The following is a 19426-nucleotide window of genomic DNA, read 5'->3' as shown; positions in this document are numbered from 1 at the left end:
AAGCCTAGGGAGGCCCGCCGCAGAAAACTTGGCAAAAACTGCGATGCCTGCTGACAGGCTCTGGAGCGGGCGTTCCTTAGCATCCGGACCATGCCGCTCAGCCACCCTGCCCTCGATGACGCCGTCGCTCACGACCGCCGCTACCGCCCGCTGCAGTCGGGCACCGGCCTGCGCCTGGCGCACTGCCAGTGCCGGGCCGCTCGCGGCGAGCGACCGATCGACGAGGAGCACCAGCACTTCTCCATCACGCTGGTCGATCGCGGCCGCTTCACCTACCGGACGCGGACCGGCGCCGCCGTGCTCGGCCCCGGCTGGCTGATGCTGGGCAATGCCGGCGACGGCTACGCCTGCTCGCACGAGGACAGCGACGGCACCGGCGACGACTGCACGGTGCTGTCGATGTCGGCATCGATGCTCGACGAGCCGCTGGCGGCTGAACGCTTCGCGCATGCCTGCCTGCCGCCGATGCCGCGCGTGGCCGCCCTCTTCCGCGGCCTGGACGACGGCGGCGAGGAAGGCTTCGCACTCGAAGAGGCCACGCTGGCCATCGTGGCCCAGGTGCGTCGGGCGCTGGGCGACGGCGAGGCGCCCGCGCCATTGCCCCGGCAGGACGAACGCGCCCGCGCCGCCGCGCACTGCATCGAGACCCGCAGCGCCGAGGCGCTCACCCTCGACGACGTCGCCGACGCCGCCGGTCTCAGCCCCTTCCACCTGCTGCGCGTGTTCCGCCAGGCCATCGGCGTGACGCCGCACCAGTACCTCATCCGCCAGCGGCTGATGCACGCCCTGCGCCTGCTGCGCGACACCCGCCGCCCGGTCACCGACGTCGCCTACGACAGCGGCTGGGCGGACCTGTCGAACTTCAACCGCGCCTTCCGGCGTGAATTCGGCTGTTCCCCACGAACACTCAGAGGTGAAGCAAAACTACATCCGACAGCATGAAATCGTGGCCTTTTCACCCGGATGCCGCCTGGATCCTGTAGCTTCCTTGTCCCCTGAAGCCTCGACATGTAATCCGACTTCGGGATTTCACGGTCACATGATGTAGTTTTACTTCCTTAGCATCCGGCCACCTTTGAGGAGGGCACGGACATGCAGGCATGGGCTGACAGGTGGTCGCGCACCGCGCGACGGGTGGCGGGGGCGCTGACGATCAGGCTGGCGATGGGCTTGAGGGTCGGCTTCACCGTCGGCTTGACGGTCGGCGTAAGCGGACTGCTCTCGGCGTGCGGCGGCGGCGACGCCGGCGTCGCGGCCAAGGCTGGCACGAGCGCGGCAGTCGTCGACGAGAACGGCGTCGCGCTGATCGCGGAGGTGCCGACCGACTCGACCTCCGGCTCGACGAGCACCCGCGCGCGGATCGCCGCGGTGGCAACACCTGACGCTCCCGCGACTTCGCTGCGCGTGCATTACCGCCGCGCCGACGGCAACCACGCCGGCTGGCAGATCCACACCTGGAACGCCGCGCAGAGCCCCAACTGGAACGAGGGCTGGAACGCCGCGGGCAGCGACGACTTCGGCGTCTACTACGACGTGCCGCTCGCCGCCACCAGCGGCACCGTGGGCTTCCTCTTCCACAACGGCGACAACAAGGACAACGGCGGCGCGGACCAGAGCCTCGTGCTCCAGGCGGGCGCCAACGAGGTCTGGCGCCTGCAGGGCGACAGCACCAACTACCCGGGCAATCCGCTGCAGCTGGCCACGCCCGACATCACGACGGTCCGCGTCCACTACAAGCGCTTCGACGGCGCCTACAGCGCCTGGGGCCTGCACCTGTGGAACGGCAGCGGCCTGAACGCCGCCGCCCTGCCCGGCGGCGTCACCATCGACAACTGGACCCAGCCCGTCGCCTTCAACGCGATGCCGGGCTACGCGGCCGGCGGCGACGAGGTCGTCTTCGACATCCCCGTGCTCAATCCGCAAGGCGATGCGAGCCGCAAGGGCCTGGAGTTCATCGTCCACGGCATGCCGCCAAACGAGAACGACAAGGACGGCCGCGACAACAACATCCGCGTCGAGTTCTCCGCGCTGACGATCCAGAACCAGGTCGGTCACGTCTGGCTGGTGGAGCGCGACGCGACGGTCTACACCGCGACGCCGGACCTGCGCCAGGTGTCCAGCACCGATGCTCGCGCCGTGTGGCTCAACAAGACGCTCGTGAAGTGGCCGCGCATCGGCGCTTCCGCTCCCGGCGCGGGCTCGGTGCGGCTCTATCACTCGGCGACCGGCCAGATCAGCGTCGCCGCCAACGCGCCGGTGGGCGGCGCCGACGGCTTCATCACGCTGGACCCGTTCACCGGCACCGTGCCGCCGGCCGACGCGCTGCGCTTCAAGTACGTGGCCAGCGGCGCGGTCTTCGCGGTCCGCCAGGCCGATGTCGCGCGACTGCCATCGTTGCATCAGCGGCAGCTCGTGCTCGTGCAGGAGGACGCCGACGGCCGCGTCCAGAACGCCACGACGGCGCAGATCGCCGGCGCCCTCGACGATCTCTACGCCGCCGCCAACGACGTGCCGGACCTCGGCGCCGTCGTCGCCAACGGCTCGACCAGCTTCAAGCTCTGGGCGCCGACCGCGCAAGACGTGGCCCTCGTGCTGACGACGCCAATCGCGGGCTCGCCGCTCACCCGCACGACCACGGAGCCGATGACGCGCGACGCCGCCACCGGCGTCTGGCGCCTCAGCAAGGCCGGCAGTCTGCAGGGCGCCACCTACCGCTACCAGGTGCAGGTCTTCGTGAAGGGCGTCGGGCTGGTGCGCAACCTCGTCGCCGATCCCTACTCGCTGGGCGTGACGCTCGGCGGCCAGCAGAGCGTGGTGATGGACCTGCAGTCCGCCGCGACCAAGCCCGCGGGCTGGGACGCCGGCGCGCCGCCCGCCACGGTGTCGGCGCCGTCCGACCTGAGCATCTACGAGCTGCACGTCCGCGACTTCTCCATCAACGACGCCACCGTGCCCGCCGCCCGCCGCGGCAAGTACCTGGCCTTCGCCGAGAGCGGCTCCAACGGCATGCGCCATCTGGGCGCCCTCGCCGCCGCGGGTCTGACCGACGTGCACCTGCTGCCGGTGTTCGACTTCGCCACCGTCAACGAGAAGGGTTGCGTGACGCCCTCGCCTTCCGGCGCGCCGGACGACGAGTCGCAGCAGGCCGCCGTCGCCGCCACGGCCGGCACCGACTGCTTCAACTGGGGCTACGACCCGCAGCACTTCTCGACGCCGGAAGGCAGCTATTCAAGCAACGCCAGCGACCCGCTCGCGCGCGTCGTCGAGTTCCGCCGCATGGTGCAGGCGCTCAACGCCGCCGGCCTGCGCGTGGGCATGGACCTGGTCTACAACCACACCACCTCGTCGGGACAGAACGTCACCTCGGTGCTCGACAAGGTCGTGCCCAACTACTACTTCCGCTACAACGCCGCCGGCGGCATCGAGCGCTCCACCTGCTGCGAGAACACGGCCTCCGAGAACCTCATGATGGCCAAGCTGATGATCGATTCGGCGGTCACGTGGACGCGGGACTACCGCATCAGCTCGCTGCGTTTCGACATCATGGGCCACCACCCGCGCGCGGTCATCGAGGCGCTGAAGGCCCGCGTCAAGCTGGCCGCCGGCCGCGAGGTGCAGATCGTCGGCGAGGGCTGGAACTTCGGCGAGGTCGCCAACGGCGCGCGCTTCGTGCAGGCGGAGATGCTGTCGCTGAACGGCTCGGGCATCGGCAGCTTCAACCCGCTGATCCGCGATGCGGTGCGCGGCGGCGGCTGCTGCGATTCGGGCGAAGCGCTACTCGCCAGCCAGGGCTACGTGAACGGCTTCTTCTACGACAACAACGGCCACAACAGCGGCCAGACGCGCGGCGAGCTGATGTGGCAGGCCGACCGGATCCGCGCGGCGCTGGCGGGCTCCATCCGCAGCTTCCAGATGCAGACGAGCTGGGACGCCACGCTGCGCCTGGAGCAGATCGACGTCGGCGGCATTCCCGCGGGCTGGGTGCTGGAGCCGGGCGAGGTCGTCAACTACGTGGAGAACCACGACAACCTGACCCTGTTCGACAACAACGCCTTCCGGCTGCCCGTCGGCACCAGCCGGGAGGACCGCGCCCGCGTGCAGATCCTGGCCAGCGCGATCAATGCCTTCAGTCAGGGCGTGGCCTACTTCCACGCCGGCGCGGACACGCTGCGCAGCAAGTCGCTGGACCGCAACAGCTACGACAGCGGCGACTGGTTCAACCGCCTGGACTGGACCTACGCGGACAACAACTTCGGCGTCGGCCTGCCGCCGTCGCGCGACAACGCCGACAACTGGCCGTACGCGAAGCCGCTGCTGGCGAACGCGCTGATCAAGCCCTCGGCCGCCGACATCGCGTGGACGCGAGACGCCTTCCGCGACCTGCTGCGCATCCGCAAGAGCTCGACGCTGCTGCGCCTGCGCACGGCCGAGGACATCAAGGCGCGGTTGACGTTCCTGAACACGGGTTCGTCGCAGGAGGCGACGGTGCTGGTCGGCAGGCTCGATGGCACCGGGTATCCGGGCGCCAACTTCGCCGAGCTGGTCTACCTCGTCAACGTCGACAAGACCGCCAAGGACCTGACGCTGCCGTCGCTGGCGGGGCATGCGCTGACGCTGCATCCGGTGCACACCGCGCCGGGCGCCGCCGACGCGCGCGCCCGGCAGGCGGGCTTCGATCGCGCCACCGGACGCTTCTCCGTGCCGGCGCGCACGGCGGTCGTGTTCGTCGTCCCCGCCGCCGCTTCGCCCGCCGCAACCGCCACCGCAACCGCCACCCATAGAATCCCGACGCCATGAAAAAACTCCATCACCTCGCCGCCGCGTCCGTCGTGGCCTCCGCCCTGCTGAGCCTCGCCAGCGCGCCCGCACAGGCGACACCGTTCGTCGTCGATGTCGCCGGCGCGAAGAGCGTCAACCTGCAGGGCGAAGCCGGCAACACCCTCTGGTTCATCGATGTCGGCGCGAACGCGGCGCTGAACTCGCTGTCCTGGTCGATCGAGCTGGACGCCTTCGCGCCCAGCGCGCTGTCGGAGATGCAGATCAATTTTGGTGAATCCCGTGGATGGGGCTTCGTCACCTTCGCGCCGGGCCGATCCAGCTCCGCCAGCGGCGTCGGCAGCTTCAGCGGTTCGCTCAACTTGAGCGGACTCGGCCTGGGCCTGGGCTCGGACGGCCTGCTGCGACTGGAGTTCAGCGAGGCGTACAAGGACTTCGCGACCGGCGTCGCCGAAGGGGAATGGCTGCGCGGGACCCTCACCTTCGATTACACGGTCGCCTCGGCCGTGCCGGAGCCCGCGAGCGCGGCGCTGGCGCTGCTCGGCCTGGGCGCGATCGTCGGTGTGCGGGCGCGTCGACGGGTCGCGCCCCGTCGGAACGGCTGAGAGGCTGGCCGGCTGAGACGCCGGCCGCCACGCATTCGTTGAGGCCCGCCTACACCTTCGGCGGATCGGTCTCGCGCTCGAAGTGCCGGTGGGTCGCCAGGGCCTCGATGAGCGACTTGGCACCCTTCTCCGCGGAATCGCCGGTGAACAGCCCCGGCGTCATGACGTCGGGCTCCACCGCGGGTCCGAGACCCGCGGCGCGCAGCAGCGAGACGCCCGCGCCCAGCGCCAGGATCGGCTTGCAATGCCGGAACTGGTCTCGGATGAACTCGTAGACGTGCGCGTCCCGTCCGAGCGCGCGGATGGCTTCCTCGCCGTCCGGCACGACCAGCGCGTCGAACAGGAAACCGGGCTCGTTCTCCAGCGACACGTCCGCCTCGATCATCACGCCGTCGGCCGCCTTCACCGGACCGATGCGCGGCGCTGCGTAGCGCGGCGCGGCGCCTTTCGCGAGCAAGGCGGCGTGGACGTCCCTGGCCCCCTGTCCGACGACGCCGTCGGCCACCAGGATCACCACCTTGCGGCCGGTGATCGAGCCGTCGCCCGGACGCGCCAGCAGCGACAGCGACGGTGACTTTTGCACCTCCGGCTCCGGCGCGTTGTCGATGGCCAGGGGCATTGGCGGCGGCAAGGGCATGTTCAATCCGTCGGCGACCTTTGCCGCCAACTCTTCCGAAGCGTTCCGCAGCGAAGACAACATGCGTTCGCGGATCGCGGGCACGGTCACCTTGCTGAGCTCGAAACGGAAGGCCGCGGCAATGTGTGCCTGCTCCGCCGGCGACTGGCTCTCGAAGAAGAGGCGCGCCTGGTGGTAGTGCTCGGCGAAGAGCTCGGGCTTGGCGCGCACCTTGGCCTGCTCGTCCGAGCCGCGCTGGCGCGCCGCGACGGAGGTGAAGCCCTGCGCCGCCCCCGCCTGGAACGGACAGCCGCCGCCCAGCGAGTTGGGCTCGTAGGACACGCGTCCGCGCGGGATCGCCTGTCGATGCGCCCCGTCGCGCTGGTTGTTGTGGACCTGCGCGATCGGCGCGTTGATCGGGATCTCGTGGAAGTTGGGCCCGCCCAGGCGCGTGATCTGCGTGTCCACGTAGGAATGGATGCGCCCGGCCAGCAGCGGGTCGTTGCTGAAGTCGATGCCCGGGATCACGTGCGCGGTGCAGTACGCGACCTGCTCCGTCTCGGCGAAGAAGTTGTCCGGATTGCGGTTCAGCACCATGCGCCCGATCGGGCGCACCGGCACCAGTTCCTCCGGGATGAGCTTGGTCGCATCGAGGATGTCGAAGCTGAACGCGTCCGCCTGCTCCTCGGTGAAGACCTGCACGCCGAGCTCGTACTCGGGGAACGCGCCCGATTCGATGCGCTCCCACAGGTCGCGCCGGTGGAAGTCCGGATCGGCGCCGGAGATCTTCACTGCCTCGTCCCAGACCAGCGAATGCGTGCCGGCCTTGGGCGTCCAGTGGAACTTCACGAACACGCTCTCTCCTGCCTCGTTGACGAAGCGGTAGGTGTGCACGCCGAAGCCCTGCATGGTCGCGTACGAGCGCGGGATCCCGCGGTCGCTCATCACCCACATCAGCATGTGCGTGGACTCGGGCATCAGCGAGACGAAGTCCCAGAAGGTGTCGTGCGCGCTGGCGGCCTCGGGCATGTGGTGATGCGGTTCGGGCTTCACCGCGTGGACCAGGTCGGGGAACTTCATCGCGTCCTGGATAAAGAACACCGGGATGTTGTTGCCGACCAGGTCCCAGTTGCCTTCGTCGGTGTAGAACTTGACCGCGAAGCCGCGCACGTCGCGCGCCGTGTCCTTGCTGCCGCCGCCGCCTTGCACGGTGGAGAAGCGCACGAACACGGGCGTCTGCTTGCCCGCTTCCTTGAACGGCGCCGCCTTGGTGAGGTCGGTGATGGCGTCGTAGCACTCGAAGAAGCCATGCGCGGCGGAACCGCGCGCATGCACGATGCGCTCGGGGATGCGCTCGTGGTCGAAGTGGGTGATCTTCTCGCGGAGGATGAAGTCCTCCAGCAGCACCGGACCGCGCGGACCGGCCTTCAGCGAGTTCTGGTTGTCGGCGATGCGCACGCCCTGGTTGGTCGTCAGCGCCTGACCCGAGGAGTCGACGCGCACGCGGTCCAGCGGCGCGATCGCGGCATTGCGGCCTTCGGGCGCCTGCGTGCCGACCTTGTCGTTGGTCTGGGCCTCGGACAGCGTGCTGGCCGACGGCAGGCGCGATGGGGCCTCGACGGTGATGCCGGGCTGCGGATGCACGCCTTCATCGAAGCCGTGCTCGGCCGGCTTGTTCGCGTTGAAGGGGAAAGCGGTCGCGAGCGCATTCGTTTCTGCGGCCTGGGCAGCTTGCGCGCCGGCATCGTCACGGGCCTTGCTGGCGGGTGCGCCCTTGCGGGACGCCCGTGCGGGCGGGGTGGGAGATTTGGCCATGGTCGTCCTCATGATTCGACAGGGAGGTCGACGCAAGACAAGGCAGGAGGCGTTCCTGCCCATGGGCAGGGCCTGAAAACGCTTGGCAAGGGGCTTCACCGGATCGCGGTCCGGTGGGCCGTTCCTCAACTCGATCGACAGTCCAACGCCGCAAGGGAGCGCCCATGGTGACCATGGAGTCGGCACGCGCGAACCGGCTCCTGGCCGCGTTGTCGCAGGACGAACTCGCCCGGTGGCTGCCGCATCTGGAGGCGGTGGACGCGCCGCTCGGCGAGGTGCTCTACGAGCCCGGCGGTCCGCTGACCCATGTCTGCTTTCCCACGACCTGCATCGTGTCCCTGCTCTACGTCCTGGAGGACGGCGGGTCCGCGGAGATCTCCGTCGTGGGCTTCGAAGGTGTGCTCGGGGTGGCGCTCTTCATGGGCGGTCAGACGACGCCGAGCCGCGGCGTCGTGCAGAGCGCCGGCCGTCTGCTGCGCCTGCGATCCGACCTGATGCTGGCGGAGTTCAACCGCGCCGGCCGGGTCATGCAGGTGCTGCTGCGCTACACGCAGGCGCTGCTGACGCAGATGTCGCAGACGGCGGTGTGCAACCGGCATCACTCGCTGGATCAGCAGCTGTGCCGCTGGCTGCTGCTGAGCCTGGATCGCCACCGCGGCGACGACCTCGTCATGACCCAGGAGCTGATCGCCAACATGCTTGGCGTACGCCGGGAGGGCGTGACCACGGCCGCCGGCAACCTGCAGGACGCGGGGCTCATCCGCTATCGACGCGGCCACATCACCGTGCGCCGCGCGATCAGGCGCTCCGATTCGGAGCCCTGGCGCTGCAGGCGTCCGAGCAGCGCCGCAGCGATATCCTGGCGCTCGTCGCGCACGAACTGCGGGATCCGCTGGCGGCGATCGGCTCCGCGCTGCGGGTGCTCAACGTCAGGGCGCACGCGGACGACACGGCTGAGCGCGCCGTCATCGAACGCCAGCTCGACACCTGCCAGCGTCTGGTGGAGGACCTCCTTGACCACGCGCTGGTCTCGCGCAATACCTTGGCGGTGCACCGGGTGCCGGTGACCGTCCGCGAGTTCCTTTCCAACGCCTTGGAAGCCACGAAGCCCGGTCGCGAGCTCAAGCGTCATCGGATGATGGCCATGCTGCCCGATTCGCAGCTGCGTGTGCGGGGAGACTGCACGAGGCTGGCGCAGGTGGTCGGGAACGTGCTCTCGAACGCCACGCGGTACACGCCCGCCGACGGATGCATCGAACTCTGGACAGAGAAGTCCGACGGACACTGCGTCGTGCACGTGAAGGACAACGGCCAGGGGATCGCCGTCGAGCAGTTGGGGCGCATCTTCGAGCCGTACGTCCAAGGCCGGCAACCACTCGGCACGGAGTACCACGGGCTCGGTCTGGGACTCGCGCTGGCGAAGGCTATCGCGGAGCTCCACGACGGCTCGATCACCGCGCACAGCGAAGGACCGGGTCAGGGGAGCGAGTTCTGCCTCAAGCTGCCGATCTGGCAGCCATCTGAGGCCGGTTGAAGGTCGAGGCCTGTCCACGCCCCGAACGAGCGCCTAGGGCTCGTTTGCTCGCCCCCAACGGGGTTCAGGCCTGGGTGTCCGTCTCAGCGTGCTCTGAAGCGTCACGCGACTCGCCGGAGGCGAGCGAGATGAACAGGTAGGACGCGCCCAGCATCACGGTCGCGAACAGCCCATGGCCGAACACATCGCCGTGACCGGACCGCCAATGGGAGATTCCCAGCGCGATCCCGCCGCCTGCCAACATTGAATGCGCCATCCCGACGACGCGCCAGAGCACTTTCATTCCCGACCTTCAGACCTTTGGATTTGTGCCAGGAATGTAGCGAGGGCGGGTCAGCACGGCTGGCGAGACTGAGGGGGTTGCGAGGCAGCGGCAACGCGGCGGCGCGACTTCTGCACGGCGAAGCATCGCGAACAAGAACGCCCGCAAGACACCGATGAAGGACACCAATGAAAAACGCCCGCAGGACTTGCGTCTTGCGGGCGTTTCTTATTCGGTGGGGTGGCTAATGGGACTCGAACCCACGACAACCAGAATCACAATCTGGGACTCTACCAACTGAGCTATAGCCACCACTGGAGAAGCCTTAGATTATGGCCACTTTTCTCCTCTGTGGGAAGCACTTTCTGCGATTCTTCTGAAAATACTTTCGAATCGCGCGAGTGCCGCCCTTTTCACTCTGCGCAGCAATCAGTTCGCCGGCGCCGAGGCCGCCGTGGCCTTCAGCACCGCCGGCTTGATCGCCGCCTTGTAGTCGGCCTTGAGCACGTTGTAGTAGCTCGCCATCTCGACCGCGCTCCAGGCGCGCGCGTACTGGTCCGCCGCACGCTTGGCATCGATCAGCGCCGGATCGCGCGGCAGGATCTTGTCGATCTTCACCACCAGGAAGTCGCCGTTGCCCGCGTCCACGCCGACATAGGCCGGCAGCTTCGAGGCATCGGCACGCAAGACCTGGTCCAGCGCCTTCTGCGGCAGCACGCCCGGCTTGGCGCGCGACACCGTCAGCGCCTCGCCCAGACCCTTGGCGTCGCCGCCCTTCTGCAGTTCAGCCAGACGGGCCTCGCCCGCCTTCTTCGCAGCCTGCGCGGAGTGATCCGCCACCCAGGCCATCGTCAGCACAGGCTTCACTTCGGCCAGCGGCGGCACGCGCGCCGGCTTGTAGGCGATGACGCGCGCCGACACCAGCTGGTTGCCGCCCGCCTCGACCGCGGCGGTGTTGTTCTTCTCCTTCAGCGAGTCCGCCGCGAACACCGCTTCCAGCAGCTTCGGCGAGGCCAGCACGCCGGTCGCGTCCGGCGCGGCCTTGCGCTGCACGGTCGCCTTCTGGATCGTCAGCTTGAACTTGTCGGCCGCCGGCTTCAGCGACTTGGCATCGCTGTAGACCGCGTCGCCGAAGCTGTCCGCCTGCTCGGTGAAACGCTTCTGCGCCAGTTCGCGGCGCAGGTCGTTCTCGATGCCGGCCTTGACCGTGTCGAACGGACGCACCACGCCGCCGCGCACGTCCGTCAGCATGATGATGTGATAGCCGAAGTCGGACTGCACGACGTTGCTGATCTCGCCCTTCTTCAGCGCGTAGACCGCGTCCTCGAACGGCTTGACCATCGCGCCCTTGCCGAAGAAGTCCAGATCGCCGCCGTTCGCGGCCGAGCCCGGATCCTCGGAGTTCTTCTTCGCCAGCTCGCCGAAGCCGGCCGGGTTCTTGCGCGCTTCGGCCAGCAGCTCGTCGGCCTTGGCCTTCGCCTTGGCCTTGTCCGCCGCCGACATGTCCGAACCGGCCTTGATCAGGATGTGGCTCGCGCGACGTTCCTCATCGCTGGTGAAGCGGGGCTTGTTCGACTCGTAATACTTCTGCACGTCTTCCGGATTGATCGTCACGCCCGCCTGCAGCGCGCCGACATCCAGCACCACGTACTCGATGTCCGCGCTTTCCGGCAGCTGGAACTTGGCGGAGACCTTCGGATCCTTGTAGTAGGTCTCCAGGTCCGCGTCCGTCGGCGTCTGCGCGGCGGCGAAGTCCTTCGCGGCGAAGGACTGGAAGCGCAGCTCACGCTGCTGCAGCAGTGCGTCGAAGGCCAGGTTGGCGCTGGCCTGCGTGGGCAGCGCGCTCTGCGCGATCGGGCCCAGCACGCCGTTGGTCTGCAGGCTCTGGCGCACGTTCTGCAGCAGACCGTCCACCGTCATGCCCTGCTGCGCCGCGATGCGCTTGGCGGTCTCCACGTCGCGCAGCGGCGCGAGTTGCGGATCCGTCTTGATCAGCTCGATCAGCTGCTCGTTGCTGATGGTGCGATGCTCGTCGGCCACCACCGCGGCGAGCACGCGCTCGCGCAACAGGTTCTCCAGCACGTCCTTGCGCACTTCCGGCGAGTCGAAGACCTTGGGGTCCATCGTCGGCGATTCCATGCGCATGCGCTCGACCTGCGTCTTCTGCGCCTGGTCCCATTCGGACTGCGTGATCTTGTGGCCGTCCACGGACGCCACCGTCGCGTTGCCGCCGTCCATGAAGCGGCTGTAGCCCTCCACGCCGACCAGCACGAAGGACGGCACGATCAGGATCAGCAGGATGAACTGGAACAGCCGCGTGTGCTTGCGTACGAAATCGAACATCAACAACCTCAGGTCTCTTTTAGGACGGGTTCAAAGGCACGTCATCAGATACGACAAAGGCGAACCGGGGTTCGCCTTTGGGCCGCGGCATTCTAGTCCACCGATGAGATGGATACGCCTCGGTTTTCTGGTGGGCGCTGACGGGCTCGAACCGCCGACAATCTCCGTGTAAGGGAGGTGCTCTACCAACTGAGCTAAGCGCCCGGAATTCTTCAGGTTCCGGCTTTCAGGCTTTCAGTTCACCGCGTCCTTGAGGGCCTTGCCCGGACGGAACTTCGGCACCTTCGCCGACTTGATCTTGATCGCCTCGTTCGTGCGCGGGTTGCGGCCCGTGCGCGCCGCTCTCTTCGTGACGCTGAAGGTGCCGAAGCCCACCAGCGACACGGTCCCGTTCTTCTTGAGCGTGGTCTTCACACCGCCGATGACAGCTTCCAGTGCGCGCCCCGCGGCCGCCTTGGAAATGTCCGCCTGCTTGGCGATGTGCTCGATCAATTCGGACTTGTTCACGAAGGTACCCCCTCATTGGTTTGCCAGGCCGCCCGAACGGCGCGGGAAGCGGATTCTAGACGCTTTGACCGCGCGTCCAGACAAGGGGGAAGTCCCGATACGAGGGGGTCCGACGCCAGTCGCCCAAGGGACAGCGCCCGACTTGAAACCCGCATCCGCACGCACTCTTCACACGCTGTTTCAACGTTCCCGCGAAACCAGGTACCGAACGAGGTAGCGAATGCGCGTCAGCGCGCCTTGGCCCGGATCTCGGGCAGCGCCTTCTGCAGGTAGTAGACCATCGACCAGATGGTCAGCACGGCGGCCAGGTAGATCAGCCAGGTGCCCCAGATCCGCGTGTTGATGACATCGAACAGCCTGCCGTCGAACAGCAGGAAGGGGATGGCCACCATCTGGACCGTCGTCTTGAGCTTGCCCAGCACGTGCACCGCCACCGAGCGCGAGGCGCCGATCTGCGCCATCCACTCGCGCAGCGCGGAGATCGCGATCTCGCGGCCGACGATGACCAGCGCCACCAGCGCATCGACGCGCTGCTGCTCCAGCAGCACCAGCAGCGCGGCGCAGACCAGGAACTTGTCGGCCACCGGATCCAGGAAGGCGCCGAAGGACGAGGTCTGGTTGAGCTTGCGCGCCAGGTAGCCGTCGGCCCAGTCGGTCAGGGCCACCGTGATGAAGAGGACGGTGGCCAGCAGGTTTTGATGGGCGGGCGACATCTGCAGGTGGAACACCCCGACGATCAGCGGGATGGCCACGATGCGGGCCCAGGTCAGCAAGGTTGGCAGCGTCCAGAACATGGGCGGCATTGTGCCCACGTTTCACGGCGCGAAACCGTCGGTCGCTGCTTAATCGTCCAGCGTCCGCGGCTTGAAGCGCCGGTCGTCGTCGAAGAGGAACACCTCGACGAACTTCCAGGGCTTGGGCAGCCGGCTCACGTCGCCGAACGGCGCGGCGCGGCGCACCGCCGCGATGGCGACCTCGATGGTGTCCTCGGCCTGCGTCGGCTTGCGCAGCACGCGGATGTGGCGGATGGAGCCGTCCTGGTTGAGTTCGACCTCCAGCACGGGAATCGCCAGCAGCTCCGGCGGCACCTCGCCCATGTAGGTGCCGTCCGGATTGGCGGCGACCATGCGCTGCGCGGCCTGGCGGCGCAGGTCCTCGTGCGAGCTGACCGCGTGCGGCGCCGGCAGCGGCAGGCCGCGGCGCACGGCCGGAGAGGTCGGCACCGGACCGCCCGGGGCCACCGGGGTGGCCACAGGCGCGCGCGGCGCCTCCTGCACCGGCGGGCGTTCGGGCTGGCGCTGCGTCGGCGAGCCGCAGGCCGCCAGCGACAGCGCGAGCGCCAGCTTGCCGCTCCAGCGCAGCGCGCGCATCCAGGTCATTCGATCGATCGGTGTCATTCGTTTTCCCAACACATCCCAACAAGCCGCGCGCCGTTCAATGCAGCGCGCGATAGATTTCTTCCGCGAGCTCGCGCGAGATGCCCTTGACGCTGCAGAGCTCCTCGACGCTCGCGCCCGCCACGCCGCGCACGCCGCCGAAGCGCTGCAGCAGCTGCGCCCGTTTCTTCGGACCGACGCCGGGCACGTCCTCCAGGCGCGAGCCGCCGGTGCGGATCGACGCGCGCTTGGCCCGCATGCCGGTGATGGCGAAGCGGTGGGCCTCGTCGCGGATCTGTGCGACCAGCATCAGCGCCGCCGAATCGCGCCCGAGGTAGACCTTCTCGCGGCCATCGGCGAAGACGAGTTCTTCGAGGCCGACCTTGCGCCCTTCGCCCTTCTCCACGCCGACGATCAGGCTCAGGTCCACGCCGAGCTCCTCGAAGACCTCGCGCGCCATCGACACCTGGCCCTTGCCGCCGTCCACCAGCACCAGGTCCGGCATCCGTCCGGTCCCATTCTGGGCGGCCTCGGCCATCTTGCTGTAACGGCGTGTCAGGACCTGGCGCATCGCCGCGTAGTCGTCGCCGCCGGTGATGCCTTCGATGTTGAAGCGCCGGTACTGGGCGCTCTGCATCTGGTGGCCCTCGAAGACCACGCAGGACGCCTGCGTCGCCTCGCCGGCCGTGTGGCTGATGTCGAAGCACTCGATGCGGAACTTGTCCAGCTCGGTGACGCTGAGGTCCAGCGCGTCGATCAGCGCGCGCGTGCGCGCCTGCTGGGACCCCTCTTCCGACAGCAGTCTGGCCAGCGCGATCTCGGCGCCCTTGACGCACATCTCCTGCCAGATGCGTCGCTGACCGCGCGGCTGCGCCTGCGCCGTCACGCGGTAGCCGGCCTGCGCGCTCAGCGCCTCGGCCAGCGCCGGGTCCACCGCGTCCGACAGCACCAGCAGCGACGGCACCGCCATCTCCAGGTAGTGCTGCGCGATGAAGGCTTCCAGCACGAGGCGTTCGGCGCTCGGCGGTTCGACGCGGGTGCGGGTGGCTCCTCCGCCCTCGCCTTCGACTGCAACTTCAACCGGCGTCAGCTCGTCGTCGTCCAGCAGCTGGACGGCGGTCGCATCGTCGACGTGCTTGGGGAAGTACGCGCGGTCGCCCAGGTGCCGGCCGCCGCGCACCATCGCCAGGTTCACGCAGGCGCGCCCGCCCTGCAGCTTCACCGCGAGGATGTCGACGTCGCGATCGCGGCCGGTCGCGCTGTTCTCGTCGACGGCCTGCTGCTGCAGCACCTTCGACAGCGCGGTGATCTGGTTGCGGATGCCCGCCGCCTGCTCGTACTCGAAGCGTTCGGCGTGGGTCATCATCTGCGCCTGCAGCGCGTCCATCACCTCCTGCGTCTCGCCGAGCAGGAAGCGCTCCGCGTTGCTGACGTTGCGGCGGTAGTCGTCGTTCTGCCCTTCGGGCACGCAGGGCGCGGTGCAGCGGTGGATCTGGTGCAGCAGGCAGGGCCGGCTGCGGTTGTTGAAGACGGTGTCCTCGCAGGTCCGCAGCTGGAAGACCTTCTGGATCAGCTGGATCGATTCCTTCACCGCCCAGGCGCTCGGGAACGGCCCGAAGTAGCGGTGGCGGCGGTCCACCGCGCCGCGGTAGTAGCTGATGCGCGGCCAGGCGTGGCCGGACAACCGCATGTAGGGGTAGCTCTTGTCGTCGCGGAACAGGATGTTGAACCGCGGGTTGAGCGCCTTGATCAGGTTGTTCTCAAGCAGCAGCGCCTCGGCCTCGGTGCGCACCACCGTGGTCTCCAGCCGCGCGATGCGCGCGATCATCATGCCGATGCGCGTGCCGCCGTGGTCCTTCTGGAAATAGCTCGACACGCGCCGCTTCAGGTTCTTCGCCTTGCCGACGTACAGCACGTGGTCCTGCGCGTCGAAGTAGCGGTAGACGCCGGGCAGCGCGGGCAGCGCCAGCACCTCGGCCAGCAGGCGGTCGCGGCCCTCGCGCGCGGCGCGCTCCATGTCGGCGACGCGGCGCGACTCGGCCGCCTCGATGGCGGCGGACTGGGTGTTCCACTCGTCGGCGGCGGACGCGGCAGGACTCGCGGGGGCGAGGGACGGATCGGGGGTCGGCTCCGGCGCTTCGCTGGCGCCGGCGGGGGTCGTGCTCATGGGGCGCGATTGTGCCGCCGGATAATCGGTCGATGCCTGACGCCCTCGCCGATTCCTCGTCCGACGTGCCGACTCCTGACAGCCCCGACAGACCGACGTGGGACATCTTCTGCCGCGTCATCGACAACTACGGGGATCTCGGCGTCTGCCTGCGGCTGGCGCGCGACCTCGCGCAGCGCGGCGCGCAGGTGCGGCTGTGGAGCGACGACCTGTCGCCGTTGAGCTGGATGCAGCCGACGCCGGTCGAGGGCCTCGCCTGCCTGCCGTGGACCGACAGCGCGCGGGCGGCGCCGGGCGATGTCGTCGTCGAGACCTTCGGCTGCGACCTGCCGGAGCGCTTCGTCGCGGCGATGGCCGCGCGCGCGGTGAAGCCGGCGTGGATCAACCTCGAATATCTGAGCGCGGAAAGCTACGTCGAGCGCAGCCATGGCCTGAAGTCACCGCAGTTCTCCGGCCCGGGCGCCGGTCTGGAGAAGCGGTTCTTCTATCCCGGCTTCAGCGACCGCACCGGCGGGCTGCTGCGCGAGCCGGGCCTGATCGAAGCCGCCGACGCTCACGTGGCCCACGGCGCCGCGGCGTGGCTGGCCGCTCGCGGCTGGGCGCCGGCACCGGGCGAACGCGTGCTCAGCCTGTTCGCGTATCCGCACGCGCCGCTGGCGGCGTTCCTGGACGCGCTCGGGCCGGGCTGGCTCCTGCTGCTGTGCCCCGGCGCGCCGCAGCAGGAACTCCCGCCGCTGCTGCGCGACGGGCAGCGCGCGATCGCCCTGCCCCACCTCAGCCAGACCGACTACGACCGCCTGCTGTGGTCCTGCGATCTGAACCTCGTGCGCGGCGAGGACTCGTTCGTCCGCGCGCAATGGGCCGGGCGGCCGATGCTCTGGCAGATTTATTTCCAGGACGACGGCGCGCACGGACCGAAGCTGGAGGCTTTCCTCGCCCGGGCGATGACCGGCAGCCCGGCGCCGCTGCGGGCGCGCTGGGGGGCGTTGTCCCGCGCGTGGAACGGCTTGGCGCCGTGGACGCCGGAGGCCGCGGAGGCGCTCCGCGAGCTGGCCGACGCCGCCGCGCATGCCCGCGCGTGGCGCGCCGAGCTCGCGGCGATGCCCGATCTCACTGCCCGGCTCCAGGCCTTTGCCGGGCTGTCGAGTGGCGCATGAGGGGCCTTTCGAGCTAGAATGCGCGGCTTTTCCGCGTTCTGACGGCGCGGCTCCCCGAAAGGCCAGGGCACACCAGGACATACCAGGACACGGCGTGTCAGGGTGCCAGGCACCAGGGACGCCGCGACAGAACGCCTCACACCACCGGAACAGTTCGGATCTTCAAGCATCCAGATGACTGTGCCCGGACCCAATCTCCCGGAATCATCATGAAGATCGCTCAAGAAATTCGCGCCGGCAACGTGATCATGCACGGCAAGGACCCCATGGTCGTGCTGAAGACCGAATACAGCCGCGGTGGCCGCAATGCCGCCACCGTGCGCATGAAGCTGAAGAGCCTGCTGAACAACTCGGGCACCGAAGTCGTCTTCAAGGCCGACGACAAGATGGACCAGATCATCCTGGAGAAGAAGGAGTGCACCTACACGTACTTCGCCGATCCGATGTACGTGTTCATGGACTCCGAGTACAACCAGTTCGAGGTGGAAGCCGAGAACATGGGCGACGCCATCAACTACCTGCAGGACAGCATGGAAGTCGAAGTGGTGTTCTACGACGGCAAGGCCATCTCCGTGGAACTGCCGACCAGCGTCGTGCGTGAAGTCACCTGGACCGAGCCGGCCGTCAAGGGCGACACCTCGGGCAAGGTCCTGAAGCCCGCCAAGATCGCCACCGGTTTCGAAATCCCCGTGCCCATCTTCGTGGCGCAAGGCGACAACATCGAAATCGACACGCGCACGCACGAGTACCGCAAGCGCGTCTAAGACGCCTGCGAGTCGGCAAGTCGGCGAGCCTTCGGGTTCGCCACCTGCTCGGCACCAACGAAAAAGCAGCCCTCGGGCTGCTTTTTTGCTTTCCGGCTTGTCCGGTACCCGCCTCCTGACGAGGCCAGGTCCGTCGGCGGGATCAGGCGGCAGCGTGACGCTGCTTGCTCTTCTTCGGCTTGCCGTTGCCGGCGTTGGCGACCTTCTTCGAACCCGACTTGCCCGACGAGGCCTGCTGCGCCGACTTCTTCTTGGCGCCCGACTTCTTGGCGACCGCGTGCTTGCCGCTCTTGTTCGCCGCCTTGCCGGTGGCCTTGTGCTTGCTGCCGGCCGTCTTGCCGGCATGGGCGGGCTTGGCCGCGGGGGCGGCCATGTCGGCGTGCGCGGCCGCGACCGGCGCCGTCGCGGGAGGCATCGGTTGCGACTGCGGCTGCGGCTGGACTTGCGCCTGCGCGAGCGTGGTCAGCAGTGCGGCACCCAGGGCGGCGATCAACGACTTCATGAGGATTTCCTTCTTCTGGACGCGCCGACCTGGCCGGCGCTCGTGATGATGAGCGGGAGTCTAGCGGGCGGCCGGTCAAGGCCGCGTCAAACGAACTCGCCCTGACGTAACCATTTTGTGGCGACCCACTTCTCGCCTTCGACCACCGGCGCGCCGCCGTGCAGCGTCAGCGTCGCCGGATCGGGCCGGTCGTAGCTGAAGAAGACCGCGTTGCCCTTCTGCGCCATCACGTCCAGCTTGATGTCGGGGAACACCGTCGCGCCGCCTCTGGCCGGCGTGTTCAGGTACATCACGATGGTGGCGACCCGCTGGCCGCCGCGCTCCAGGATCGCCTTGCTGCTGGCGTGGCGCGGGTCGAAGTAGTCGTAGTGCGGCTGGTACTCGGCGCCGGCACGGTAGCGCAGCACCTGCAGACCTTCGCCGTTGCGCACCGGCCAGTTCAGCAGCGTCGCGATGCGGCGCTCGATGCGGGCGACGACCTCGTTCTCGCCGCGCTCGAAGAACATGCCCTCGCTGGTGCGGGCGGCATTGACCTCGCTGCCTTCGCGCTGCGCCGCCACCGTCTCCGAACGCGCCAGGCGCTGCCCGGCGTTGGTGACGATGGCGTCGCACTCGTCCGCCGACAGCAGGTTGCCGAACACGATCACCCGCGGTCGCTGCAGCGCCGTCAGGATCTCGACGCGGTGGCCGTCGGGCAGCAGCACGCTGCGCTGCTCGCTGAGGTCGGGCTCCGGCAGCGAGCCGGGCTCGATCGGGGGCTCCGCGATCGCGGGCAGGGTCAAGGGCGCCTCGAACGGACGATGCTCCGCCAGCGCCTGCTGCGCCATGTCGGGCTGCCAGCCGCTGGTGAGCATGGCCTGGTACAAGGCCTCGCGCGTAATGCCATTGCGCAGTTGCGTGGCCACCCATTCGCGCAGTTCGGGCGTGAGGTATTGCGAGTTACTCATATCCGCAACGGTATCAAACTGATCGATGTCTGCCTGTATCCCGGTGTGCCCGGAA

The 19426-nt window shown here is 68.4% G+C and carries 15 protein-coding genes, 2 tRNA genes and 2 pseudogenes; 8 read left to right on the top strand and 11 right to left on the bottom strand.

The window, feature by feature from the left end:
- Positions 1-90: 90 nt before the first annotated feature.
- The 3 genes from ACQZ13_RS13400 to ACQZ13_RS13390 all read left to right on the top strand — a co-directional run bounded on the left by ACQZ13_RS13400 (position 91) and on the right by ACQZ13_RS13390 (position 5381).
- On the top strand, positions 91-942 hold the full coding sequence (locus ACQZ13_RS13400) for a helix-turn-helix transcriptional regulator (RefSeq protein ID WP_431052643.1): 852 nt from the start codon (positions 91-93) through the stop codon (positions 940-942).
- 150 nt (positions 943-1092) lie between these two features.
- Entirely contained in the window at positions 1093-4797 is a 3705-nt protein-coding gene (locus ACQZ13_RS13395; RefSeq protein WP_431052641.1) for an alpha-1,6-glucosidase domain-containing protein, read from the top strand.
- The gene (locus tag ACQZ13_RS13390; RefSeq protein WP_431052639.1) at positions 4794-5381 is read left to right on the top strand and encodes a PEP-CTERM sorting domain-containing protein; all 588 of its coding nucleotides are present in this window, start codon (positions 4794-4796) and stop codon (positions 5379-5381) included. Before ACQZ13_RS13395 ends, ACQZ13_RS13390 begins: the two co-directional genes overlap by 4 nt.
- Before the next feature lie 49 nt (positions 5382-5430).
- Here ACQZ13_RS13390 and ACQZ13_RS13385 read toward each other — a convergent pair whose 3' ends face one another.
- Positions 5431-7812 carry a catalase gene (locus ACQZ13_RS13385; protein WP_431052637.1) on the bottom strand — a complete coding sequence of 794 codons (2382 nt, stop codon included), beginning with the start codon at positions 7810-7812 and terminating at the stop codon, positions 5431-5433.
- A gap of 164 nt (positions 7813-7976) precedes the next feature.
- Between ACQZ13_RS13385 and ACQZ13_RS13380 the strand changes: the two are divergent.
- From ACQZ13_RS13380 to ACQZ13_RS13370, 3 genes and pseudogenes are all read left to right on the top strand, one after another.
- Positions 7977-8600, top strand: a pseudogene (locus tag ACQZ13_RS13380) (Crp/Fnr family transcriptional regulator); the annotation flags it as partial.
- Between the two features lie 32 nt (positions 8601-8632).
- Positions 8633-8770 (top strand): annotated as a pseudogene (locus ACQZ13_RS13375) (hypothetical protein); the annotation flags it as partial.
- Between the two features lie 42 nt (positions 8771-8812).
- On the top strand, positions 8813-9346 hold the full coding sequence (locus ACQZ13_RS13370; RefSeq protein WP_431053230.1) for a sensor histidine kinase: 534 nt from the start codon (positions 8813-8815) through the stop codon (positions 9344-9346).
- 64 nt (positions 9347-9410) lie between these two features.
- Here the strand turns inward: ACQZ13_RS13370 and ACQZ13_RS13365 are convergent, their stop codons facing one another.
- From ACQZ13_RS13365 to uvrC, 8 genes are all read right to left on the bottom strand, one after another.
- Positions 9411-9629 carry a hypothetical protein gene (locus tag ACQZ13_RS13365; protein WP_431052635.1) on the bottom strand — a complete coding sequence of 73 codons (219 nt, stop codon included), beginning with the start codon at positions 9627-9629 and terminating at the stop codon, positions 9411-9413.
- 215 nt (positions 9630-9844) lie between these two features.
- A tRNA-His gene (locus tag ACQZ13_RS13360) sits at positions 9845-9920 on the bottom strand.
- Positions 9921-10037: 117 nt separating this feature from the next.
- A complete protein-coding gene (locus ACQZ13_RS13355; protein WP_431052633.1) occupies positions 10038-11951 on the bottom strand; it encodes a peptidylprolyl isomerase in 1914 nt (637 codons plus the stop codon).
- A gap of 128 nt (positions 11952-12079) precedes the next feature.
- Positions 12080-12155 (bottom strand) — tRNA-Val (locus tag ACQZ13_RS13350).
- Positions 12156-12185: 30 nt separating this feature from the next.
- The gene (locus ACQZ13_RS13345) at positions 12186-12458 is read right to left on the bottom strand and encodes an HU family DNA-binding protein (RefSeq protein WP_067270581.1); all 273 of its coding nucleotides are present in this window, start codon (positions 12456-12458) and stop codon (positions 12186-12188) included.
- A 227-nt stretch (positions 12459-12685) separates the two neighbouring features.
- Positions 12686-13252, bottom strand: coding sequence for a CDP-diacylglycerol--glycerol-3-phosphate 3-phosphatidyltransferase (gene pgsA, locus ACQZ13_RS13340; protein WP_431052630.1), 567 nt, complete (start codon positions 13250-13252; stop codon positions 12686-12688).
- 48 nt (positions 13253-13300) lie between these two features.
- The gene (locus tag ACQZ13_RS13335) at positions 13301-13837 is read right to left on the bottom strand and encodes a hypothetical protein (protein WP_431052628.1); all 537 of its coding nucleotides are present in this window, start codon (positions 13835-13837) and stop codon (positions 13301-13303) included.
- A gap of 55 nt (positions 13838-13892) precedes the next feature.
- Complete coding sequence (uvrC, locus tag ACQZ13_RS13330; protein WP_431053228.1) at positions 13893-15851, bottom strand: excinuclease ABC subunit UvrC; 1959 nt, start codon at positions 15849-15851, stop codon at positions 13893-13895.
- A 182-nt stretch (positions 15852-16033) separates the two neighbouring features.
- On the opposite strand from uvrC, the gene earP reads away from it, so the two are divergent.
- Both earP and efp read left to right on the top strand, forming a co-directional pair.
- Entirely contained in the window at positions 16034-17158 is a 1125-nt protein-coding gene (earP, locus tag ACQZ13_RS13325; RefSeq protein ID WP_431052626.1) for an elongation factor P maturation arginine rhamnosyltransferase EarP, read from the top strand.
- A gap of 209 nt (positions 17159-17367) precedes the next feature.
- Positions 17368-17922 carry an elongation factor P gene (gene efp, locus ACQZ13_RS13320; protein WP_088406857.1) on the top strand — a complete coding sequence of 185 codons (555 nt, stop codon included), beginning with the start codon at positions 17368-17370 and terminating at the stop codon, positions 17920-17922.
- 142 nt (positions 17923-18064) lie between these two features.
- Here the strand turns inward: efp and ACQZ13_RS13315 are convergent, their stop codons facing one another.
- Together ACQZ13_RS13315 and ACQZ13_RS13310 are read right to left on the bottom strand one after the other, a co-directional pair.
- On the bottom strand, positions 18065-18424 hold the full coding sequence (locus tag ACQZ13_RS13315; RefSeq protein ID WP_431052624.1) for a hypothetical protein: 360 nt from the start codon (positions 18422-18424) through the stop codon (positions 18065-18067).
- Positions 18425-18510: 86 nt separating this feature from the next.
- A complete protein-coding gene (locus ACQZ13_RS13310; RefSeq protein WP_431052622.1) occupies positions 18511-19371 on the bottom strand; it encodes a 2OG-Fe(II) oxygenase in 861 nt (286 codons plus the stop codon).
- Positions 19372-19426 lie beyond the last annotated feature (55 nt).

Source organism: Roseateles sp. L2-2 (genome assembly GCF_050613215.1).
GTDB classification, from domain to species: Bacteria; Pseudomonadota; Gammaproteobacteria; order Burkholderiales; family Burkholderiaceae_C; genus Roseateles; species Roseateles noduli.
The sequence above is the reverse complement of the archived record's forward strand: the minus strand, read 5'-3'. Positions and strand labels throughout refer to the sequence as shown.